This window comes from Paenibacillus sp. VT-400, from assembly GCF_001029205.1.
Taxonomy (GTDB): Bacteria; Bacillota; Bacilli; order Paenibacillales; family Paenibacillaceae; genus Paenibacillus; species Paenibacillus amylolyticus.
In genome coordinates, this window is the sequence record NZ_LELF01000067.1 from 3,548,718 (window position 1) to 3,569,883 (window position 21,166).

Annotated in this window: 12 protein-coding genes and 1 pseudogene; 3 read left to right on the top strand and 10 right to left on the bottom strand. The window is 42.3% G+C overall.

Translation table 11 applies throughout. The features are described from left to right. Positions 1–69 precede the first annotated feature (69 nt). The gene (locus tag EL84_RS26330) at positions 70–1,662 is read left to right on the top strand and encodes a catalase (RefSeq protein ID WP_047843650.1); all 1,593 of its coding nucleotides are present in this window, start codon (positions 70–72) and stop codon (positions 1,660–1,662) included. Positions 1,663–2,215: 553 nt separating this feature from the next. Next, the gene (locus EL84_RS26335; protein ID WP_047843651.1) at positions 2,216–3,592 is read left to right on the top strand and encodes a right-handed parallel beta-helix repeat-containing protein; all 1,377 of its coding nucleotides are present in this window, start codon (positions 2,216–2,218) and stop codon (positions 3,590–3,592) included. Between the two features lie 139 nt (positions 3,593–3,731). Here the strand turns inward: EL84_RS26335 and EL84_RS26340 are convergent, their stop codons facing one another. From EL84_RS26340 to EL84_RS30980, 6 genes and pseudogenes are all read right to left on the bottom strand, one after another. After that, on the bottom strand, positions 3,732–4,013 hold the full coding sequence (locus tag EL84_RS26340; RefSeq protein ID WP_053061616.1) for a DUF6809 family protein: 282 nt from the start codon (positions 4,011–4,013) through the stop codon (positions 3,732–3,734). A 951-nt stretch (positions 4,014–4,964) separates the two neighbouring features. Next, on the bottom strand, positions 4,965–5,423 hold the full coding sequence (locus EL84_RS26345; RefSeq protein ID WP_047843652.1) for a hypothetical protein: 459 nt from the start codon (positions 5,421–5,423) through the stop codon (positions 4,965–4,967). A 673-nt stretch (positions 5,424–6,096) separates the two neighbouring features. After that, positions 6,097–6,750, bottom strand: a complete 654-nt coding sequence (locus tag EL84_RS31895; protein WP_152683076.1) for a hypothetical protein — start codon at positions 6,748–6,750, stop codon at positions 6,097–6,099. 884 nt (positions 6,751–7,634) lie between these two features. Then, a pseudogene (locus EL84_RS33165) lies at positions 7,635–7,874 on the bottom strand (cupin domain-containing protein); the annotation flags it as partial. A 571-nt stretch (positions 7,875–8,445) separates the two neighbouring features. After that, positions 8,446–8,757, bottom strand: a complete 312-nt coding sequence (locus tag EL84_RS33170) for a protease inhibitor I42 family protein (protein ID WP_082219136.1) — start codon at positions 8,755–8,757, stop codon at positions 8,446–8,448. Between the two features lie 42 nt (positions 8,758–8,799). Next, positions 8,800–9,642: a C1 family peptidase gene (locus EL84_RS30980; RefSeq protein ID WP_053061617.1), complete on the bottom strand. Its 843-nt coding sequence runs from the start codon at positions 9,640–9,642 to the stop codon at positions 8,800–8,802. Between the two features lie 1,435 nt (positions 9,643–11,077). Here EL84_RS30980 and EL84_RS26365 point away from each other — a divergent pair. Continuing rightward, positions 11,078–11,641 (top strand): DUF4879 domain-containing protein, encoded by a 564-nt coding sequence (locus tag EL84_RS26365; RefSeq protein WP_047843654.1) that lies wholly within the window; start codon positions 11,078–11,080, stop codon positions 11,639–11,641. A 312-nt stretch (positions 11,642–11,953) separates the two neighbouring features. On the opposite strand, the gene yaaA is transcribed toward EL84_RS26365, so the two are convergent. From yaaA to EL84_RS26385, 4 genes are all read right to left on the bottom strand, one after another. Further along, the gene (gene yaaA / locus EL84_RS31520; protein WP_321163453.1) at positions 11,954–12,244 is read right to left on the bottom strand and encodes a peroxide stress protein YaaA; all 291 of its coding nucleotides are present in this window, start codon (positions 12,242–12,244) and stop codon (positions 11,954–11,956) included. Positions 12,245–12,609: 365 nt separating this feature from the next. After that, complete coding sequence (locus EL84_RS26375) at positions 12,610–12,969, bottom strand: hypothetical protein (protein ID WP_047843655.1); 360 nt, start codon at positions 12,967–12,969, stop codon at positions 12,610–12,612. An 11-nt stretch (positions 12,970–12,980) separates the two neighbouring features. Beyond that, positions 12,981–17,777 carry an RHS repeat-associated core domain-containing protein gene (locus EL84_RS26380; RefSeq protein ID WP_053061619.1) on the bottom strand — a complete coding sequence of 1,599 codons (4,797 nt, stop codon included), beginning with the start codon at positions 17,775–17,777 and terminating at the stop codon, positions 12,981–12,983. Positions 17,778–17,808: 31 nt separating this feature from the next. Then, positions 17,809–21,105 carry a hypothetical protein gene (locus EL84_RS26385; RefSeq protein WP_053061620.1) on the bottom strand — a complete coding sequence of 1,099 codons (3,297 nt, stop codon included), beginning with the start codon at positions 21,103–21,105 and terminating at the stop codon, positions 17,809–17,811. Positions 21,106–21,166 lie beyond the last annotated feature (61 nt).

Genomic DNA, 21,166 nt, shown 5'->3' on the forward strand with positions numbered 1-21,166 from the left:
TGTATAGAACCAATTTTCAGGGAAAATATATACAGGAATCCACTTTAAGGAAAGGCGGTGCTCCACTCCATGAATCATCAGTCTTCACAACCAGAGCATTCCTCAGACAAATCAGCTGAGACATTAACGGATCGACAAGGGCATCCCATTACGGACAATCAGAATGTACGAACCGTTGGTAGCCGGGGACCGACTACGCTGGAGAACTATCATTTTCTCGAAAAGATTACTCACTTCGACCGTGAACGTATTCCGGAACGTGTGGTCCATGCCCGCGGCGCTGGCGCTCATGGCATATTTGAAGCATATGGAACGGCCGGGAGCGAACCAGTATCGAAGTACACACGTGCACGTCTGTTTCAGGAAAAAGGTAAACAAACGCCCGTTTTCGTTCGCTTCTCTACCGTTATACATGGCGGACATTCACCGGAGACACTGCGGGACCCACGCGGATTTGCTGTAAAATTCTATACCGAAGATGGCAACTGGGATCTGGTGGGTAACAATCTGAAAATCTTTTTCATTCGCGACCCGCTTAAATTCCCGGATATGGTACATGCCTTCAAGCCAGACCCGTTGACCAATGCACAGGATATGGAGCGGTTTTTCGATTTTGTATCACTAAGTCCTGAAGCTACCCATATGGTGACATTCCTCTTCTCTCCATGGGGCATTCCAGCGAATTATCGGCAGATGCAAGGCTCGGGCGTTAATACATATAAATGGGTCAATCAGGAAGGCACGGGCGTACTCATCAAATACCACTGGGAACCGCTCAATCAAGGGATACGCAACCTGCTGCAAAAAGACGCGAGCGAGATTCAGGGGCAGAACTTCAACCATGCGACATTGGATCTGTATCACGCTATTGAAAAAGGGGACTATCCCGAATGGGAGCTGTGCGTTCAAGTGATGGATGACGGCGAGCATCCAGAGTTGGATTTCGACCCGCTGGACCCGACCAAGTTGTGGCCGCAGGAGCAGTTTCCTTTTCTACCTGTGGGCAAAATGACACTGAATCGTAATCCCGAGGATTATTTCAATGAAGTGGAGCAAGCAGCGTTTGGCACAGGTGTATTGGTAGACGGGCTGGATTTCTCAGATGACAAACTGCTGCAAGGACGGACCTTCTCCTATTCGGATACCCAGCGTCACCGGGTGGGTGCGAACTATCTGCAACTACCTGTGAATGCACCGAAAAATCGGGTAGCCACGAATCAGAGCGGAGGACAGATGCAGTATCAAGTGGATCGTGCGCCGGGTCAAAATCCGCATGTGAACTATGAGCCTTCATCGCTCGGTGGGTTAAAAGAAGCACCCCCACGTGGCAAGGAACATGAACCACTGGTGGAAGGTCGACTTGTCCGCGAGAAGATTGAGCGCACCAATGACTTTGGACAAGCGGGTGATACGTACCGGGCATTCGAGGATTGGGAGCGGGATGAGCTAATCAGCAACATGGTCGGCGCGTTGGCACAATGCAAACCGGATATCCGGGAGCGTATGATCTCTTACTTCACCCAAGCGGATGCGGATTACGGTCGGCGCGTCTCTGAAGGGTTGGCCTCTGTACCAACCGATGATAGCGCAACGGTCCAACCGAAACATGAACCCAGTGTCGAGCAAGCAGAGAAACGCAGTCGTGAGACGGACGGATATTAAAATAGCTGGACAGCGTTTAGACTGATAAGTCTGACACTGTTAGTACATTTGAGTATTTTGAGTAAGCAAATTCCGTTCTGAATTAAACATAGCCCTGATCGTCAAGTTGCCCGTTGCAGCTGCTATCAGGGCTTTTTCATGACTAGTTTGAGTATAATCTTCACTTCAGGATGTAGGCTTCTATTTATTTTAGGTTGAATGAAGTTCATAGGAGTGGATCATAAGTAAAACTGGTACTCTGAGGATGGAAAAGCGTACTTCTCTACGTTCATTTCAGATGATTCTTCGTTAAATGAGAGCTATCACCCAATGGAAAGATTACATAATTCACGTGATATTACAGGCAGTGGAAGCTTGCAGGCCTGACCTGCCTGCATGTACCTCCATCTGATCAGATGATTATTGATGATAACGCTTACAACATTTACCATAAAGCTGTGTCCTAGAGATTACACCTAACCAGCCGGCATGATCTATCTCATAGGTAACGGTCTGCTACACGGCTACCACATGCTCTTCATTCTATTCCCAATTAACCAAGGAGGTTTACGTAATGAAATTATTCCCATCCACATCCACTCATGTATCTGCACGATCTGCACGTTCTCTGAAGGAACGCTCCCTCAAATCCAAAATGGCCCATATCTGTCTGAGCGCCGCGTTCCCTCTATTATTAATTGGTGGTGGATCGGTTGGTGCAGCAGAACTGATCGAGAGCAGCTTGCAAAATCCCTCTGAATCGGTGGCGACTTCGAATATCGCACTTGCTGCGGGTGATCTGTATGTGTCTCCTGGCGGCTCAGCCAGCAATCCGGGAACACTGAACAGCCCTACGTCACTCGCTAACGCATTGACCCAGATCGCCCCAGGCAAAACCATCTATCTACGAGGCGGAACTTACAGTTTCTCCGAAACCATTACCATTGAGCGTGGCAATAGCGGTACATCCGGACAACGTAAAAACCTGGTGGCGTATGGATCGGAAAAACCGGTCTTTGATTTCTCAGCTCAAACCTTCGCTTCCACCAATCGTGGACTGCAAATGTTTGGAGACTACTGGCTCGTCAAAGGACTTGAGGTTAAGGGTGCGGGCGACAACGGAATTTTCATCGGGGGTAGCTATAACCGTCTGGAGCAGATCGAAGCTCATCACAACCGGGATACAGGTATTCAAATGGGACGTTATGCTTCCACCGCAGCGAAGAGTGAGTGGCCTGCCTATAACGAAGTCATTCGCTCTTACTCCCATGACAACTACGACCCGGATAATGGAGAAGATGCGGACGGCTTTGCCGCAAAACTGACTGTTGGCCCCGGCAACCTTTTCGACGGCTGTATCGCCGCGTATAATGTGGACGATGGCTGGGATCTCTATAGCAAAACGGACACAGGCGCCATCGGCGCGGTTACGATCCGCAACAGCATCGCCTACGCGAACGGGGCAACCGCAGACGGTACTTCTACCTCTAACAGTGATGGCAACGGCTTCAAGCTGGGCGGTGAGAAGATTGCAGTGAATCATATTGTGGAGAACAGCATTGCGTTTAATAATAAAAAGCACGGCTTCACTTACAACAGCAATCCCGGTTCGATCCAGATGAAAAATAACACCTCCTGGAACAATGGGCAAAGCAACTTTGCCTTTGATGTAGGCACCCACATCTTCACCAACAACCTGTCCTTCCAAGGCGGCGCCAGTGACAAAACAAGCGGAACCGACGTCAGCAGCACTAACGTCTGGTGGAAGAACAAAAAAAGCGAGAACGCCAAAGGCCTGCTCGCCAGCGCAGCCGACTTTGTCTCCCTCGTGCCTTCGGTAACACGTAGCGCGGACGGAACACCTGTATTGGGCAATTTCCTGAAGCTTGCAGGTGGTAGTGATCTGATCGGCTCGGGTACGCCATCGGGTAAGAATATTGGTGCGCGGTAAGTGGTAAGTACTAAGATAAAAGAATAATTTAAAAGCAAGATCCCCTCCCCCATGCCAGCCTGATCGGTGGTAATGGAGGAGGGGATTTTTGAATTGCTGTGTATTGTTTACTTTCTTCTAGGTTGAAAGATACTCACACTCACGTTTTGCCTAAAACCTCAATGATGAGTCTACCGCCTGTGCGAAAACCTTGTTCGAATGCCGCTTCCACATACATGGACGTGGATTGTCCGATCAAGTCTATCAGTTGCTCCAAGGCATCGTATTGATTCTCGGTAAGCTGTGTTTTGTAACCCTTCATGAGGTCTGATATTTGACGATTGATCTCCTGATATTCGGAGTGCTCAGGATGAATCGACTCGTCCAACCGCAGGTTTCCGTGAAACAAATCTTCGATCAGGTTTGACATGTTATCCTTCATGGTAGGTTCACCTCAGGAAGATTTTAACTCATAGGATAAGGTGAGATGGGAATTTAGCGGGAAATCCGCTAGTTTTTTATTGAGTCGAAATTAAAGTTAAACCATGCCTCAAACACCAAATGAAGCTTATCTTGCTATAGTCTCATATATAGCAACTATGAATGAGGCGAGTGGGACATTTCAACGGCTATAATGATTAGGTTGGCTGACTATCATCAGACCAGTAAAGATTATCTTTTGAATCGGACGGATGTAATAGTGCCTTAACCATCAAAGTGGTTCGGCTTGAGTTTTACATACCCGAGGCCATGTCCTTTCATACTGGAAGAAAATCCAAAATAGTACCTTATTAATGAATGCATCTTTCAAATTTTTATAGGTGTTCGTCCGTAAGGATCATTAGCCATAAGATCGAACTTTTATAAATGATTGTCGGCGTCGATCCTCTTATACTAGCCAAACTATTTTTCGCCAACACTAGAATGTGATTCTTAGTGTATTGCCAAGGGACAAGACGATTTGTTCCCTATTCTCTCCTGAAATAATTGTCGCAGGGTCAACAGGTACGATATCAATCATATCATTACAACAGTACTCGTTTAGAACTGCTTCACCAGCACAAGCCCCTGTTACTACGGATTTAATTAGTATCCTCATATATTCATCATCACCCCCAACAAAGAAGGACCATGACAGTCACCCGTCACAGCCCCTATTTCACTACAGTGTATTCAGATTCGAATTCAGCCTGCTTCATGTATTTCAGTGTCCCGGGAAACTGAACAAAAGGAAAGATCTCATCTGTATGCGTCGAGCTGTTCCCTTCGAACTGATGGCCATAGCCGGAATGATCTTCTGATGAACATATTTGTACCTCCCTCCTGTTACAATACCAATTTCTTTATTTCGCTAGCCATTTAGATTCATCACCATCCCCAACAAAAAAACTACCTAAATGGTAGTTTTCCGAATTCGTCTTTTTAGTTGTTGTTGTCTATTTTCAATAATCTTCTTTCCATTTTCCAATTCAAGCTCTCTATCTTCGATTATTCGAGCGAAGAATAACTTTTCGTTAGTTGATTTAGAAATTATATATCCTAATAACGAGTACAGCACTAAGATACCTAGTAAAACTATTAGAATTGTTGGCCCAACGCCTTGTATAAATTTTTTTATATCATGTGACTCTAAAAATGATTGATAACCACTTTTATAAATGGCTGAACCCAAAGAAACGATCAAGCCAGCTGACAGTATACCTACCATTAATGGTAGAACTGAGTTACCACTCTCCTTTGTTTCAGTTTTAGTTTTTAAAATTTTTAATTCGTCAAGAGTTCTGTCTTTGTGTCTTTCTTTAAAACTATAATATTTTTCAATATAATCATCTTCAAGTTGTCTGTTTAACATCTTCTAGCTCCTCCCCTATGTCATAGCCCTCTTTTCTTCACAAGTATCTGGCACTTACACTTCGGTGCCAATCAAAATAAACCCGAGTATTTTCTTCCAGTGTACACAATCCTTATTAGCAATTTGATCGACTTTCTTTGTCGGATGTTGTGTATAAGACCTACTAGGATTTTTCTGTATCTTCCCATTAGAAACCGTAGTATAGCCCTTTCAAAAAGATCATTACAGCCGAACTTACACATAGGCATCACAATGTTCTTATAATCTAGTCGTTCTTCCAATGAGCACTTCGATCTCTTTTTAATATGCGCTGCAACCAAAATATCCACGGGATATTTATTTGGCCAAACGTTTTGTATCAAGATTTTTAAGAGTTTCTAAATGAAGTATTTCCTGCTCATACTCTGCTTCAGTAATCTCTGGTTGGTAGATTTAACTCCTTAAATCGAAAGATGTCAAAAAGAGTTCAATTAATTCGTCTCACAGTACGCTGAAACCTCTTATTAAATTATTGTCAGCATATCCAACAACCCGATTAAATTCTATGTACGGAATTGAGTGTTGTTTAATCTCATCAAGAAAATAAACATACGTTCTCACTAGATCAGGGTTAAAACGCCTCACATTTAGCCATATGAAAGCAAAAGAAAAAGCACCACAATGGCTGTCTTATTTATTTCATATAGAACCTTCCTTGTTCACTCACATAAATTACTCCTTCTTTTTTTAAAAGATCATCTAAGTAGGGTGTTAGAAAGAACAAATTCACTCCTAGTTTATTAGCGATTTCCTTTTTAGTGATCCCTTCAGCGCCACTGATTGCTACTATATCAAAAATTCTCTTTTTTATACTTAAATATTTTTTCTTGGATTTTTCTTGTTCAGATTCGTCATAAAAAGGAATTTTCATTAAGTAATTGAAATGTTCAGAATTCACTTCATTGTTTTGTTGTACACTTTCAAGTTTAAGCAAAGCCTCATTGAGGTCTTGTTTAAGTTGTTCATTTGCTTTATTGTTCTCTTTTGTTTGTTCCAACAGTTCAACCACTTCAACGATATCATGTTGAACTTTTTTGTTTTGAAGTAGATTCATAAAATTATTCTCGTTTACAAAATCACTTGGAGCATAAAGAACCTTGTGCTTAAATAACAAAACTAAAAAGAAAGCTGCTACCAGTCCAATAGGAAACAACATGACGAACCACACAAATACCTTTTGAATTTCTAACGGAAGGCCAAGCAGAACTGTTGTACCAGCCAATTCAGCTATGCCGGCAAATATAGCTATTATTGTAAGTGGATTCTGAACTTTGTTTTTATTGTTCATATCTCTCAACTCCCCGAACTATAATAACCGGATTTCCAAAATGATACAATATGTGACAATCAACTATTTTTAGTACAAATGGGTCTACTACAGAATTTCTTCACTCCATCCCATCTGCCCCATACACAATCTTTACATTTCTCAGTGCTTTCTAGGACGAATTTCTCTTCCGTCTTCTAATGCGATCACTGCAATCGCCCCAATAAAAAAACCGATCCATGAAGGAACGATTTTATCTCTGATATGTATGATTTTTGATGTTCTGTAAAAAAAGGATCACGGACGTTTCGTCACTCATACTCTCATCCTCTTTTTAAGGAGATATCAGATCAATCCTTAAGAGGGGCAGCCATGCAAATGATTGAAAGACCCGTTAGGACTCAGCATCAAAATTCATGGCAGGTCAGTGGGCATCGAGACCCCCTCTTCGCTTAGAACTGACGTGTCGGCAATCCCATGACGTCTTAAAGGTACGACTTGCTTCGAGCCCTCCAAGAAACATGTTTTATCGGAACCGATCTTATGACAGGAATGTCATTCGGGATCAATTAAAAAGGCAACTGGCGATTCTTGTCATCCCGAGCAAGAAGAATCGCCTGTTCGCCAAGCGAATCGTTATGATAAATTGGCATGTACATCCAAGGCTTTTTTGATATTGGATTCCATTATGATCTGGCTTGTTTGAGTTTGAAGACAACCCCTAATTATTCGAGCGGATCATTCTTGTATGAGGAAATAAAATTAGTTGCTGTGAAAAACTGATTGTCAAGAGTTCCTGCTGGAATCACAGTACCATCTATCTGATAAATGTATGTTTTTCCATCAGGTAAGATATATAGTGGTATTGCGGAAAAAAATTTGAATTGTATTGACTCTTCTTCTGCTTAAAATGGGCCGTGTTTTTGCCCTGCTGGTATTACATTAAATGTACCAGGCTCATATATATCACCAGCTCCGGTTCTTAGTCTTCCTTTATGAAAAAAAATCGTCTGAACAGTAGGATGGTAGTGTTCAGGAAAGGTTGCTCCTTTTTCAACCTTTGCTAATTCAATTGTAGCTCCACTTACTGGATCAGCAAAAAGTACCTTGTTATAAATCCCATCCCAAGGTAGTTTTTTCCAGGGATGCTGTTCGTGATTTCCAAGTTTGTAGAAATTATTTAGTAATTATGGCGGTATCGAAAAGTTACTCATTTTCTTCAGCTCCTTTTGTATTGGTAATATATATGAGCAAATAACTGTTTTAATTACAAATTTCCATTCAGAAAAATTAGATTTCATCTGATCCTTAGAGCCAAAAAACTAAGAAGAATTACCTCCCTATTAGTAGATTATTTTGGGCAAACAGAGAAATTTAATTAATGCCTATCAACCACTGAACCACTTGCGTCCTTTTCTATAGTATTCTGGGATGCGGTGACATAAAGAAAACCATATTTCTCCATAAACTCCTGCTGTGGGTGGTTCTGCTGATGCTTCTGTAGCCACAATGATCCTCCCCATATTGAAAAAGTTTCTCTTAACTTTCAAACCAAGAAAAAGGCCGGCATATCTGCCGACCAGTTTTATCAGTATTATCTTGTGGAAACATATTTTCACACAATGCTAACTTGTCAATCCGTAAGTCGAATGAACTGCCGTTAAGCTTTTTTTCATTCTAATAACAGTCATAAAAACAGCGTTAGGAAAAATACTCCTAATTAACATTTACAGTAATTTCAAAGTTTTTTACAGCCTCATAGTCCCACGGTCTTTGGTAATTAAATTTCAACTTTCGTTTACCAATTACCATTGCAGTATAGGTTAGTGTTCGGATACTTGATCCCCCACTTATTTTTTGATCACTAGAACTATGCTCTGATTCAAGGATAACTACATTCTTTAACTCGGGAAAGAACTCTTCCATCCAAATATATCCTGTAGATGGGTTCCATGTTAAAGTAATTTTAATTTGATCTCCTACTCTTAAGTGAAAGCATTTTCCGTTGTCTGATTCGCTTATTATCATTAAAACCAGCCAGCCTTCATCAGATTCTATTTGAAATTAAAATTAATGGAACTTAATTGTATTCTCCTCAGTGTATTCAATATTCAGTTGATCTAAAACCTTCTCTTTAGCTTTTACAAACGACTTAGGATCATTAATCAAGTCAGTGGCACTCCATGCCTCGCAGTACTTCCTATTCCGATCATCTCTTAATTCGAGATAATCATATGGTAAGTAGCCATATCCCTTGTCTCCCCAATTTTCACTCCAAGAATTTTTAAATTTGAACATTGAAGTTCCCTCATCATACCCTACTACACATATCGCATGCCCTCCAACCATTTGACTGTCACTAGGCATTGGGATTTCTCCGGTTTTCCCTACCTCGTCTTTCCACCAATTCATATACACCGGTACACCTAGAACAAATGGGCCATTAACCAAAAGACTTTTTTTCATGGTTTCTAAAGAATCCAGACTTGCATATGCCTTAATTTTATATTGTTCGGCATTTTCATCAGCCTCGGATTGAGGAGTTCCCGGTTGGCAAGGAACATACGGCCAGTAATGTTCCTCACTCACCCCTTTAGTTGCTAAAATATCCAAAGCCAAACGAATGTAAGTCCCTTCTCCAGGAAGCCCGTCAATTTCTTTGCATTTTTGATATAGATATCTTGGGGAGAGCTTAAAATAATGTTTATGCTCTTGCTGCTCTTGCCATTCTTTCATACCTACAGTACATGCAAACCCCACACAAGTTCCCTCGTTTTTCTGATCTCTTATTGGTGTTAAACCCTGAACCTCAAAACGTTGCGGAACTGTGAACTGCGGCAGAATAGAAGACATTAGGATATCCCTTTTATCTACCGGAGATGGAATGAGTCCTAATCCTTTAGAGTCTTGCATTTTTTTGTTCCTCCTTTTGTTAATTTAGGTACGAGCTTATATTTTCCTTTCTAATAAATATTATTTTTCCAAAATTGACCTAACTATAAATTTTCACCAGGTCTAACATACTGAATGACGTTGCGAATAACTTAACACTAAGCAGGAGATCACTTCCCCAGTCTAAAGGCCTGATGATCCGCACCTCAATTAGTTCACTTTATTGTCCAAAACAATGACTCTAAATTTATCTACTAACTGACACGCTACATAATGTCGGAAGCATTATAGAATGAGGTAATCCCATCAAGTATTCGCCGAAGGTGAGTACTTATGCGTCAGCTCTGTCAGGTGACTTTGATCCACACTTCTTCATGTCTTTCTTACTTTCAAGTAGTATCTTCCCCTTACTGGTCATTGACCATTTCCTTGTGGTCAATTGAGAAGTCTTCACATCATCATCTGGTAATTGTAAAACTGTGGAAGCAGCTCTTTTTTCAAGTTCGATAATCAGCCATCAGTAACTATAGTAACTTACTTAAAATGATGATGAGGCCAACTAATACCAGCGTGTTTACTATGATCTGTACGCAAATGATCTCGGGCGGCTGCCGGGCGAAGGTTCGCTCCGAGCAAAAGAGTCCTTGCCATCGCTAACTTATTCCTGATCCATAATACCCAGATTAATTGATGATCTTACAAAAGTATGTTCATCAGTAAGCCAGTCCATTTTAGGACTGGTTTTGTCAGTCATTTGACAGGATCTCCGAAGGATACTAAGAATCCTTTCAAAAGAAATGAGTATGTAACTGCACTATGGCATTGGTGATAACAGGTTGGTCAATTCATTAATTGAGACGTTCCGTGCCTGGTAACACTGAACAGACTAAACATTAAAACAAAGTTTGAAGGTAACATTCATTTTCAAAAAGGTCAGTTCACTCCCGTGTAAAATGGACAGTTCAATACTATGTCGACTGCAACCTCTTATCGGGCAGCGCGGTAAGCTCAGAATGGCGCTGATCCAACCAAGCACCTTTAACAAATAATAGCATTAATTAATAAACTTGACTTATACTGACAGTAGTAATACTATATGTTTATATAAATGGAATATATTACAATTTAAATATTTATTTTGGAATCTTATATTATCAAGATGGGTATCAGAGCCTACCATGCTAAGATATCAATGCGTATAAATGAGTTTTACATTTTGTCCTGCAACACATAATCATTGGCAGGCATTCATTTTACATATACATTCCTACTTCATAGAGTTTTCTAGCCTGTAAAGTTCTACCTCTTAATTTCTTTTTTAGTAAAGAAAAAAGGGGAAGAACCATCTTTAAAAGAGAGGAGGGCAAGAGGCTTTAAACTGCAAGCAGGTCTATTTGTCGTAACCGCATGTTTTGGTAAAAGAATACCCATAACAAGAAAGGTGGAATTTATTGCTATGAGAAAATTGATTAGTTTAGCTCTTATTCTTGTTCTAGTGCTTTCGTTTAATGTAGCTGCCTATGCAGACGGTGATGTGACTCAAGCCAAACCGTTGACAAAGGAAGAAATTATTAATTCCAAAGAATTCAGTGAAGCTGTGAAAGCGGCTAAGGCTGAATTTGAATCGCAGAAGGCTGATAATGCGGGTGGTCCAGTTCTGTTTGCGCCTGCTCCGAAAGTATCTCACATTAATGTATACGGTGTCGTATCTCCTAATGGCGGCCAAGAAATTTACGGCTACAATAACAACCCGCTCTCCACAACCAATGATCACGGTGGTGCTTGGATTCAGTGTATTACTTTCCAGATCGGTTATGACAGCAGTCACTACGGCAAACTCGCCGGCAATACAATGACTAACAACTGGTCTGAAGCTATTGATCTGGACGGTGATCGTGTCGTAGATGCTTGGGCCCATTCTTGGGTTTATGAAGCGCCTACTACAGGGGGACAATTTGTAGGTACAGTCTATTCCATTAATATTCCAACACAGTGGACCGCTTGGATTAATGTTCGTTAACAGGAAGGATGTAATATGAATATTGGAGGCATTGGCTATCCTGGTTCTATCCTGAGGAATACGGAAAGTAAGCCCAAAAGCTCATCAGCTTTGGACACAGATCGGATCGCACCTAAGCAACTTTGGAACGAGCTAATCATCCGTTAACAAGCGCGAATGGCTCTGCCCTGCTTGCGATAGAAAATCATTTTTAGCGACTCTTCTATCCTATCAGGTTTGATGGACACGGATTTGATTCTTGATCAGTCGCAGGGATATACATCCCTGCGACTTTTCTTATTGTGACGTTAAATGGCCGACTTTGTACAAGAATCACCTATTGCACAGCAGACTAATTTCCCTCTGTTTGTATGAAAACAAACGTACTCTCGTCGGATCGTTCTTCTGAAAAGTCAAGTTCAACCGATCAAAGTTTCTTCCCCCCTTCACATCTGTAATTTCACACTCTGCCATGTACCGTACCATCTCACCTCTGGCCATCTTGACCCAGGTTGCCTTTTCAACCAACTTCCCATTGAGCATTTGTCCAAATAAACATGTAATGAACCGGGTTTCCTCCTTCAGAAACGGCAAAATATTTTTGCTATATTCTTTGGAAGCCAAGTTTAGAATTCAGTTGCTTTCCGATTGAAGCTGATCTGCGAGTTTGCTGCCCCAGAATATTGATATGAGTTGGTCATCTCCGAGTTACATAATAACCTTTTAGTAATCGTGCTATCATATGGATTCCTCCAATGTCTATAAACAAAATATGCGATTGGAATAGAGGTACCTCTATTCCAATCGCATATAACTAAACTAGGTTACCCCGGTGTTAAACCATTCTTCGATTACTGTGCACACAAAAATAGCCCTAAACCACTATTTAATTCATTGTGCAAAGAATATCGAAGAATTAGTTTAACACACGTAACCTCTCCGTTCGTATCAGATAACGCGATACTAACATGACTTGATATTTTTCAGGTTTAGCTTTTGGCTATTCCAGGAAACTTATTTCCGAAATATTCGTCAGATAGTTCCCCTTCAATTGTATACTCAATGTCATAGTAATATTCTGCGATCTCTGTCTTAGGATGAAGTAATTCAAGACAAACTCTAAAGAAAGGATAAAGTCTATTTCGGTCATTGATTATTAACTCAATACATTTGTACTCTACAATAAAATCTTTTAATTTTAGATCCTCAGGTAAATGATCATCTTCTTCTTTTAAATAATTATTTTGACAATTAGCAATCATTTCTTCGAAGAATATAATTGAACTTGCCTTTAGTTTTTCAAAATGATACGTCTCATTGAAATGGTTTTGTAGATCAATTAAATCCATATGAGTCCCTCCTATTTTCCAGATTTGAGGTAATCAAAAATCAGGTTTCCCTTTCCATCTATTCTGCCGTAAACTCGTACATGATTTGGAGCTTTAGCCACTTTTAATTTAACAATGTACAAATTTCCTTTATGTGTTATCTGTTCACCTTGCGATAGGAGAATAATACCGTTATCTCCCTTTCTGGCATTAGCCAACCCTTTTTGCATCGCTCTAGCAAACTGCTGATTTAAACTTAGTTTTTTAAGAGCATCAAAGGTAGGTCGTGCTATCCAACGAGATGCGGGAAGAAGTGATGAAGACGATCCGCTGATGCCAATTGCGCTATTTACTCGTCCAGACAAAAAACTACCTGCTACTGAGGTCCATGCCACCTTAACATCATAACTATCTTGTCCGTTTTCATAAGCTGACAACAACTGACCTTTAGCCACATTCGCATTGAATGGGGAATTAATAAATGCACCGCTAGTTTGAGTTAATTGTGCATATAGATTGGCAAATTTAACACCTTTATCCCCGTAGACCTTAGTAAAGACTTTGTTTAAGCTAGATTTGTAAGATTTATCCCCTTTCATCGATGCAGTTAGCATTTTCTCAATCTCGTAATACGTTGAGGTTTTGCGATGCCCACTTGGATCTACATATTTTAGAGGATTATTACTTACATAGGAGTACAAATTCAAACTCAGCGGATCATTCAGTTCTCCCTCGTACGTATCCTCTCCAATGAAACGTGCCATACCTGGATCATACCAGCGTGCTCGCAGATATTGCAGCCCTACAGTATCATCCCAATATTCTCCGGCATAGCGAAGCATATTCGGTACGGTTTCTTCCGTCGTTAACGGTCCACCCCAGATGTCATAGGTGTAACTGTTCAGCACTTTTCCTGCATCGTCCACAAGGCCAACGACATCGCCATGACCGTTCAATTGGTAGTATTCCAGTTTACCTGTTTGTTTGTCCTGTCGAGCCCATAATTGCCCATACAGATCATAGATATAGGCATATGTCAGCTCTACTTTTCCAGACGTTACAGTGGCCTCAGCCATGAGTTTGGCTTCTTCATCGTAATAATAACGAATCGTTTGATCGCTTTCCGTACGTTCATACAACAGTCCATCTCCATTATAGCTGTAGGTTACCGTTTTGCCTTCACCCGTTGCTTTAATCAGACGATTCTGGCTGTCATACGTGTACTGTGCATCCTTTAGACCGTATACCTTACCACTTCCGGTACTGTACCGGTTACCGTTCGGGTCATAAGTATACGTTTCTTTTTGCGTGCCCGTTTCGGTCTGAATCCGGCTCAATTCATCGTATGTGTATTGATCAGTTTCCCCATTCTGTGTACGGGACGTGATGTTTTTATTACCATCATATTCATAGGCGAACTGTTGCACCGCAGATGTTCCTTGAGAGATCGTGATTCCCGACAGGTCATAGCCATTGAACTGGTAGCTTGTGCTGAGGCCCTTGCCAAACGACAATTTCTCCAGCAAGCTATTGGACGCATAATTGAATGTCATCCGATCCACAGGCGTCGTTCCCGATGCTGCGAGTGCAGAAGCCCCTCCTGAACCCGAGGTAATATCCATGGAGGTTACCCGATTCATGGCATCTACTTCGCCGTGAATGCGCAAGGATTGTCCTTTGGCATCCGTTAAGGTATACCCTAGACGTTGCTGGGTATTGTTTTCGTAATCAAGTCGTGTCCCATCCGGGAACGTCAGTCCGTTCAACATCCCATCTGCTGCTTGATAACTGTACGTGGTCTTTCCATGATCATCGGTCATCGATGTTCTGCGGCCAATCTCGTCGTACGTATAGGATACATTCGTATCCGGTGCTTTCATACCTGTGAGCATATTGTCACTGTTATACGTATACTCTGTTACTTTCCCAAGTCGATCCTGTTTTTTAATCAGATTGCTTTTCTTATCATAATATAACGTTGTCGCATACCCGGCTGGACTCGGATGCGTTTGTTTGATGAGTCTTCCCAATTCATCATACTGTTTTGTGACTGTTTGCGTATTCGGTGATACGATCTGTGTCACTTGGCCTTGATAGCTATAGAAGTAGCGACTTGTCTCTTGCTTCGGTGTGGTTACCGTCGTGATTTGTCCAAGCGCATCATACGTATATGTCGTTCGTTGACCGTTACCATCGATAGATGCAATTACGTTACCATCGATATCATACTCGGTTTGTTGTAACGGAACATATGCACCATTCCTATATTCTTCCACCGCCGTCACTCGACCAATTAAATCCTTCTTCTCTCGTGTGCGATTGTCAGCAGCATCCTTATAGGTCACCGTTTGGGCCACAGCATCAATGTTGGTTGTTCCGGTGGTCCCGTCTGGATACTTCGTCTCTATCACTTGCCCAAACGCGTCGACTACAACTCTCGTAACATTGCCTTCAGCATCCTCAACAGCCGTTACATTACCTTCGCGGTCATAGGCGTATTTATACGTAGCCTCAGCCGTCTGCTCTTCTACCAAAAGACCTAACGGATTATACCGCTCGGTTGTGACAATGCCATCAGCCGATGTATTTGTAATGATGTTCTTAACATCATCATACGCCGTAGTTGATTTCGTACCATCAGCATGGACAATTTGTAGAAGTCGCCCTCTCTTATCATACTGATACGATTCCTGTTCCCCGGATGCATCGGTTGTCTTTTCCAGTTCACCAGCATTCGTATATTGATACGATTCCACGAGGGCTTCTGCTTTACCAGCAGCATCATTCACGGTTATGGACTTGGATTTCACCAAATGCCCTGCATTAGCCTGATAACTCAACGTCGCTACGCTGTCTTTAGCTAAATAGCCGCCTTTATCCGTGGTGCTGGTGACTCTTCCTTTATCATCCAACTTCACTTCCGATTCAGTGAGCAACTGCCCGCCGTATCCATTTTTAGTTGTGCTCCGCAGAACGGAACCTTGGCTGTTATAGGTTGTTTCGGTGTATCTCTCCAAGGTACTATTAATCTTGCTGGTCGAACGAATAGGTTTGATCCAGTGATATGGAGCCTTACTCGTTTCATACGCATAAGTGGATTCTTGTCCGGTACTGCGCTTTTCTGAAGTCACCATTCCATTGGTATCATAGGTCATGGTCGTGGTTAGCTTCTCGCCTGCACGTCCACCCTCACTAACCCACTCCGTCATTTGAGTCGGAAGGTTTCGCTTCGTCTGGTTATCGTACTGCAACTCCGTGGAATAAGTCACGTCATCTCCAGTTAACGTGTGCTTATCTGCGCGAACCAAATCTGGATGAGCTGCAGCGCTAAACGTTTTGGAGAACGTCCAAGTATCTGCGGTGTTCTCTGCTTTCACTTTCGTTGTCCATGTTGCGGATTGACCGTATGCTTCCAGATCTTCTCCAGAGTACTCAAAGTTAACCTTGTCCAGAACGCCTTCGCCATCCGTTGTGCTAAACTGGCTTTTGCGCTCTCTTACTTTGAATACAAAATGGGAGGAAGCTTCGCCAATCTGCTTCAGCGCTGGAATATATGCATAATCCGTTATAGCTGATGAAGGGCTTGTAATGCGCGATAGCAACGCTGTATGCATCACACCTTGAGCATTTTGGTTGCTTTGCAAGTCAGGCAGGAAATTGAATTTGGATTCCGGATAATAGTACGTATACGTCGTTGTGCGATCGAGAGCATCCGTGTATTCTCGCAAAATGCGAATGCCTTCGTCCTCGCGTTGCGTGTACGTTGCTTTCCGATCTGTTCCGGCAAGCTGTACAGTAACCTTCAGGTTGTCATAAGCAAATGTCAGCGCCTGACCTTCGCTGTTTTCAATTCGTGCAATAGCTTGGTTTCCGTTCAATGTCGTATAGTCAAAATTCACGCTATTGCGGTAGCCATCTGTAATTTGCAACAGTTCTCCGGCTTCATTAAATAGATAATCATAGCCGTTACGGATGGATAGACGATAACTGCTAGATACGCCATCAACAGTCACGGTCGCATCTCGCTTAACGGTTAAGTCATTCCATACGTAACCTTCCAGTTCCAGGTTCGAGTTTAAGCGGTAATAGCCCACGCCTGGAATCAGAATATATTGATTCTCACCACGCTTTTCCATGAAAGGAATGTCCCAACGCCAGCCTTGCCCCAATCCAGCAGAGAGTTCTTCCTTGCGTGGCGTAACCATATTGGAATATGTCTGTGTCGTTTCGTCATATTCAACGCCCAGCTGTCCACTCGCTCTAGCGCTGTCATAGACGCGTGTCAGATCAAACGGAATGAGACCAGGTAGAGAAAGGTCAGTACTCTGAATCATCATTTCCCCTGTAGCGGTTGAGATGGATTCTGCTCCATAAGACGTCATATAAAGCGATGCGTCATCTCGGATATCTACATGGTTAAGTCCAGTTTCGTCCACGGTTGTTCCTGTACCTGGAGCATCCTCATTAAGAGCATTAATTGAGAAGTTATTTTGCTGTGATGATCCGGAAGGGCGTAGCCCCTCCATTTGAATCGGTTCGCTTATTTCTTGTGCTTCTAGCCATTTTTCAGCAGCCTCGCCGCCTGTGCGATCTGTCTGTAAAGCTTTATACAACTGGTACAGCGAGTAACCTTGATCTAGTTTTTTCTCAATCCAATCTTCGTTGATACCAAATTGCTCTTTTAAACTATGGATAGTAATGTAGGTAGCGGAAGGGAGGGAATCCCTACCTTCTGCCGCCGCTGCTGCTTGTCCTCCATATCCAAAAGAACCGAACCCACTAAGAACCAATATGACGCATAACCAAATAATCGTTATTTTCTTAAACACTCCATCACCTCAACCTAGATTTAGACAATCATTAATTAAATGGGAAAATCTTTTTCGTTCGTTTCGTTAAATTACCGTTGCGATCATACTCAAACACAATTTGATCTCCTGTAAATAGAACGACTTTAAGCAATTGATTGCCATAGCCGTACTCATAGCTATTGTCATTACGAATGTTCATCCATGCTGCTTTTATGGCTCCCTGAATCGGTTTTCCATCCTTTTCACTTAGCTTGAGATAATAATTCTGTCCACCTTGAAGCTCCCATTCAAGAACAGTATATTGCTCACCATATACCTGTTCTTGCTCTATTGAAGCAGCTACCGGAATGTTCAATTCCTTATCTGAATACAATTCGATCCGAGGCTCAATAGAAAAATCACCTGATTCCTTTATGGCAATCCGATACTTGTCAGAGCTATACGGACTAAAACGGTAGTATACATTCCCTTGCTGAACTGTCGGAAGCGCCGTCTCTGTGTTTTCATACAAAGTCAGAAACTCCACTTCCACTTCCTTGACCGTAAAGTGCCGATAAGCACCTACAAATTTCAGCGTTTGAGCTGACACGTTATGCACCTGAATGTCAGACTTTCCAGGTACAAATTGTCCTCCTGTAGCGTTCTTTCCTTCCTTAATAACCACTTGATTCTGATTCCGAATAACGTAATCATAGGTTCCTCCTTCAGAAGGAGAACCAACGAGTATAGCCTCATAAGGTGAGGTATTCGAGAACAAGAGCGTGTTATTTGGCGTCAAATTCCGCTTGATAAGTGCAGGCTCCTGACTTGAGCTGGCTGTCACAGGAGAATGATATTTAATCGTTACAGGTTCCGTAGATACTACGGTAACAACAAGCGTTGCACCTGCTGGAATATCCCATGTTGCATGACTCATACCTTCCACGAAATACAATGCTTTATTAGATTTATCGTAGACTGTATAATCCACAACGGATGTTACTCCTACGATTCGTTCAATTTGAGCAGGTTCCGAACCCGGATTTGTAAATACTGCGCTCTGCCCTTGGTTAACAGTGATTTCCGATTCTGGTGAAGGGACTTGATCATCTTGTCCACGGAAAACGCGGTAAATCCCACCATACGTTATGGGTTGATCCGAGATGTTGGTAACAACAACTTTTTTACCACCCAAGACATACGCCTCGATCGCTGTTGCTGTTCTACTGCTTGACACTGTTCCATCTACGTTGTAAATCGTGTAATCATACACCCGTCCCTCACCGCTGGAAATATCATTTCGGAGCCTTTTCGGATCTGAGCTTATGTTGGTAAAGGCATAGCTCTCACCCTTGTTCAACGTAACGCGCAGATAAGCTGGTTCCTGGCTGTCCACGACAGAGAAATCATCCGTGTATTCAAATAATACAGGTGTACTTCCCCCTACAGTAACGATGGCTTCACCACCAGAAGGAATGGTAGCGAGACTTACGTTGCTATTGAATTTGTCACTATGTGCTCTGCCGTCTGCCTTATACACGACAATATCAAACAGTGCACCTATTTTCTTAGCATTACTCCGTATTGGGTTGCTGAGGGAACCCCCATTGTGGAATTTGACCGATTGACCCGGTGATACGGTAATCTTAGTTAGTGCTTCATTTGGTCGATCCTCTACATCAAAAATGGTGTAAATCGCACCTATAGTTACAGGTTGAGCGGATACACCCGTGACCACTGCTTTATTTCCATAAAAAACAACAGGTTCAACCGTTGTTGCTTTTCTTGTACTCCGTTCTGTACCATCTGGATAATAGGTGACGTAATCAAAAATCCGCCCTTGGGTGGTGGACGCATCACTGTCGAGATATTCCCGATCAGTAGTGTTATTCCAAAATGTCACGCTTTCTCCCTGTTTGAGTGTTACGCGATGGTACGCAGGTTCCATGCTTTCTTCAACCGAGAAATCATCCGTATAACTAAACTCAATTGGGACTTGCCCAACTACAGTCACGACTGCGTAACCTTGTGAACGAATGATCGGATTGGTATTTTTGTTGAATCCATCCGAATGAACGACGTTTTCTGCTGTATAAAGAACATAGTCAAAAAGGGCTCCATTGGAACTGCTGGCATTGTTTTTTATCGGATTGGCCAACGAACCATTATTACTGAAAATCATAGATTCTCCAGGATATACAGTGATTCGAGTAATTGCATCGCCACCGGCTTTTTGGACATCAAATGTCCGATAGGGCACACCATATGTTACAGGCGTTGCTGTAACCAAAGTTACAACGGCGGTTCTTCCTGCTGCTACAGTAGGTTTAGTGGTCGTATTCGTCCCTGTAGAACTTTCCGTTCCATCCGGAAGATAAACAACGTAATCATGCTTATCTTTGGTCGTTCCATCCGTTTGGAGTGCATCGGATTTGGAACTGATATTAGTGAACTGGTAGCTATCTCCCTGATATAGCGTTGTACGCGTATAGGCTGGCTCATCGCTCCATTCACCGGTATAGACTTCATAGGGAAAACCAACACTAACAGGCTGTGAGCCCGCTCCAGTAATAATGATTTCGTTCCCTCCCGCAAGTGAAGGTTTCCCAGTCGTTTCGAAATTGGAAGCTACAAGACTACCATCTTCTTTGTATGAAGCGTAATCTATCTTCCTGTCCTGAGCTGTGGAAGTATCGGCACTTAGAACTCTTGACTGTGTCCCTTCATTAAAGTATCGATAGCTCTCTCCTTTGGATAACGTAACCCTAAGCATGGCTGGGTTAGCTGATACACTGTAGGAAAATTCGGAACGAATTGTCACTGTAAACGGATTTTGACCCGTAGATGTCACCACAGCTGTATACCCCGAACCTACCGACAAACTGCTAATAGAATTCATGTTTTCGCTCATGATGCTGCCATCTGGTCTATAAATAACGTAATCGTATGCACTGCTTCTTGAAGTCGCGGCATTGGTACTTAACGATCTTGCGGCACTTCCGTTATTCGTGAACGTATAGGAATCTCCGGGACTCATGGTCAAAGTTCCGTCTGCCATGGCCATAGCTTGAGGAGAGAAAGAGTTTTCCCCGTATGTATCATCAGTTACCGTCGCTTCATCTTCTGCTTCTTCGATAACTTCGTCTACACCTTCTGGTTCTTCGTGGACATCCGGATCAATAACATCCAGATACTCGCCGTCTGTTAAAGCTGATTCCTCCATAGAAACATCAACATTCTCCGCGCTACTTTCAGTTGTTTTTATGGCATCCGATTGATCCGAAAGCGCATAACCGCTAGTCGGATACATGGTTCCAATCAACAACAAAGCCATCAGAAAAACAATAAAACCTTTTCTTAAACTCATGGAATTTATATTCCTCCTTTATGTTTTTTCTCCATTTCTTCCCTCAACAGATGTATAAATG